Source organism: Vulcanisaeta sp. EB80 (assembly GCF_002078205.2).
Window position 1 is genome coordinate 1 of the sequence record NZ_LCWN02000131.1, and the last position, 2,424, is coordinate 2,424.

Sequence of the window (2,424 nt, forward strand, 5' to 3'; positions counted from 1 at the left end):
CAGGGCCTGCCGACCTACAGGCAATATACCAGGTGCTCTCTGAGTACCAGGGTACCTGGTTCATAACACAGACCGCGAGCGAGGCCATTGAGACCCACAAACCCGTTGCCGTAGTTACAAACCTGCCTGAAACATCATGGGCGCTCAACCTGAACAACTGGAATAATGGCTACCCAGGCAAGACAGAAATCTGGTACTCCCTAGCCCTTGCCAGGGAGTACTTGGTGGCTTTCACGAAAGCCGTGGGCGCCCAGACATCGCCAGTTGTACCATTACCCTTCAACACAACACCAAACTCCACAAACCCAATATACACGCTGTGGAACTACCTATACATCGCGGAGGGAAGTGATTGGACGTGGCAAACAGGTCCGCCAAATTATGGCCCAGCTTGGTTTAAGCAACAAGCCTTAACGTACACGGACGCCATAATAAACACAATAAATGGTTGGCTACAGCAGGTGAGGCTCGTTAAGTATGTCGACGTAAATAACGTGGTAGTCCTCCAAATATATAATGGGCTCAACTATACACTGTATCTAACACTGGTGGTGAGTAATGGGACATACGCAATAGCGAAGTCCGTGGTCCTAAAGCCCCACAGCATGACCACAATACCTGTAATAGGTATAGAAAACGCAACCACTGCCCAACTATACTCGCCAGTCAGCGAGAACGAGCTCGGTGATCATCCAATACCAATTAATCAATACGGGTTTGCACTAATTACGTACAAACTAAGCCCTGGCAACTCGCAGGCCGCGTCGAACCAGGTAAGTACCTTAAATAACCTATACGTGGGTATGGTAATTACGTTAATAGCGTTATCAATAATTATACCATTAATGCTTCATCGATTGATTTGATTCACAATTTCCCCTGGAACATGAATTAAAATTTCAACCCTTTTTCTCCTCACTCGTCCTAGAAACTATTGAGTAGTACCTACTCAATACTGGGCATCCTCGACCGCCATTTAGGCATAGGTTGATGAACTTGCTCCTACTCACCCGCCAATCCTCAGGCGGCATTAACACGCACCTCTCACCGTCATGCGTCCTTTGGTAAAATACGCACCTATTACTCGAGGACATCCAATGCCGTTATCTTAATTGCCTAATTTATCTTTTGACTTGCTTAATTTCTTCTTCAGTTCCCTAAGGCATGCCTCACAGCACAAATAATACGTCCTCCTACCTCTCCTGTATATTATAGGCATGCTTATTGGTCCTCCACAGTAATCGCAAACCAACCCCATGGGTACAACATTTCTACCAACAACCCTAATCGCTATGAACAACTCCATTTTATCGTCAACCCCCTCCACAATCCTAACCAATTCGTTGTAATCTCTCGCCTTGATAATTATTAGGTACCTGCCATCAATTAATTTATAGCACTCGCCAAGTCTCTCGTAGGGCCTTCTAGTTATTATGAAAGCCCTTGGTGAATTATCAGGAATATTCACTGTGAACCTAACCCCCCTTATTCATTAAGGACCTTATGGCCCTGGAGACAGTGGCCCTACTAACGCCAAGTTTTTCGGCGATTTCTGAAACACTTGCTCTTGCATTCATGGCACTAAGTAGCATTTCAGTAACACTAAACGCCCTTAGGCTTAGGAGGGCTTAGTTGGTATGCAATAAATAAAAACTACTTGGCATTGGGAGTTGCTATGCCGGTGATTGTGGAGATAGCCGTAGACCCAATCGGGACCTGTAGCACAAGCGTGGGTGATTTAATCAGGGTTGCCGTGGATGTAATCAAGAAATCCGGCTATAAGTACGAGGTTGGTCCAATGGGTACCTCGGTGGAATTACCGAGTGTCGAGGCGTTGGGTCGGTTATTGCAGGAGATTCATGACGAGCTTTATAGGGCTGGTGTGAAGCGTATAGTGACTACCGTGAGGATTGATGATCGTAGAGATAAGGCTATAACAATGGAGTACAAGGTTAAGAGGGTCAGTTGATGTGGGCATGGTTAAGGTTAGGGTAAGGCTGGGTTCCATCTTTGACGACCCGGAGTTCTTCGAGGTTAAAATGAACTGTACAATGTGTGGTAAATGCTGTCTAAACACGCAGATGGAGCTTCTCCCCGAGGATATCGAGAGGATAACAGCCCTGGGCTTCCAGCTTAAGGATTTCGCGGTGTTTGATGGTGAGGTTTGGCGACTGAAAAATGTGGATGGGCATTGCGTGTTCCTGGACCCCAAGTCCATGAGGTGCACTATATATGATAATAGGCCCATAGGCTGTAGATTATACCCGCTTGTCTATGATGACGTTGAGGGGCCGTATATCGATAAGGAATGCCCTGCGTGGAATACGGTTGCTAAGGATGAAATTAGGAGGTTAGGTAACTATCTACCAATTTTTGTAAGGAGGTCCTTACAGACAAGGGATTGGGTTAGGCTTAGGATTGGCT

At 46.2% G+C, this 2,424-nt stretch carries 5 protein-coding genes and 1 pseudogene; 3 read left to right on the top strand and 3 right to left on the bottom strand.

Annotation, left to right across the window (positions count from 1 at the left end; translation table 11 throughout):
• A pseudogene (locus B7L70_RS12415) lies at positions 1-866 on the top strand (glycoside hydrolase); the annotation flags it as partial.
• A 33-nt stretch (positions 867-899) separates the two neighbouring features.
• Here the strand turns inward: B7L70_RS12415 and B7L70_RS12420 are convergent.
• Genes B7L70_RS12420 through B7L70_RS14035 form a run of 3 tightly spaced genes read right to left on the bottom strand, consistent with a single transcriptional unit; the run spans position 900 to position 1,592 of the window.
• On the bottom strand, positions 900-1,094 hold the full coding sequence (locus B7L70_RS12420) for a hypothetical protein (RefSeq protein WP_081228444.1): 195 nt from the start codon (positions 1,092-1,094) through the stop codon (positions 900-902).
• 14 nt (positions 1,095-1,108) lie between these two features.
• Positions 1,109-1,468, bottom strand: coding sequence for a TRASH domain-containing protein (locus B7L70_RS12425; protein ID WP_143701653.1), 360 nt, complete (start codon positions 1,466-1,468; stop codon positions 1,109-1,111).
• A 7-nt stretch (positions 1,469-1,475) separates the two neighbouring features.
• Positions 1,476-1,592: a winged helix-turn-helix transcriptional regulator gene (locus B7L70_RS14035; protein ID WP_143701654.1), complete on the bottom strand. Its 117-nt coding sequence runs from the start codon at positions 1,590-1,592 to the stop codon at positions 1,476-1,478.
• 65 nt (positions 1,593-1,657) lie between these two features.
• On the opposite strand from B7L70_RS14035, the gene B7L70_RS12430 reads away from it, so the two are divergent.
• Complete coding sequence (locus B7L70_RS12430; RefSeq protein WP_238376259.1) at positions 1,658-1,969, top strand: MTH1187 family thiamine-binding protein; 312 nt, start codon at positions 1,658-1,660, stop codon at positions 1,967-1,969.
• Positions 1,970-1,976: 7 nt separating this feature from the next.
• The coding region (locus B7L70_RS12435; protein WP_081228446.1) for a YkgJ family cysteine cluster protein at positions 1,977-2,424 on the top strand (448 nt) is incomplete at its 3' end.

What these genes read in the sequence shown, in the direction of transcription:
- B7L70_RS12420 (WP_081228444.1), bottom strand. Translation starts at nt 1,094, where the DNA reads ATGTCCTCGAGTAATAGGTGCGTATTTTACCAAAGGACGCATGACGGT.
- B7L70_RS14035 (WP_143701654.1), bottom strand. Translation starts at nt 1,592, where the DNA reads ATGCTACTTAGTGCCATGAATGCAAGAGCAAGTGTTTCAGAAATCGCC.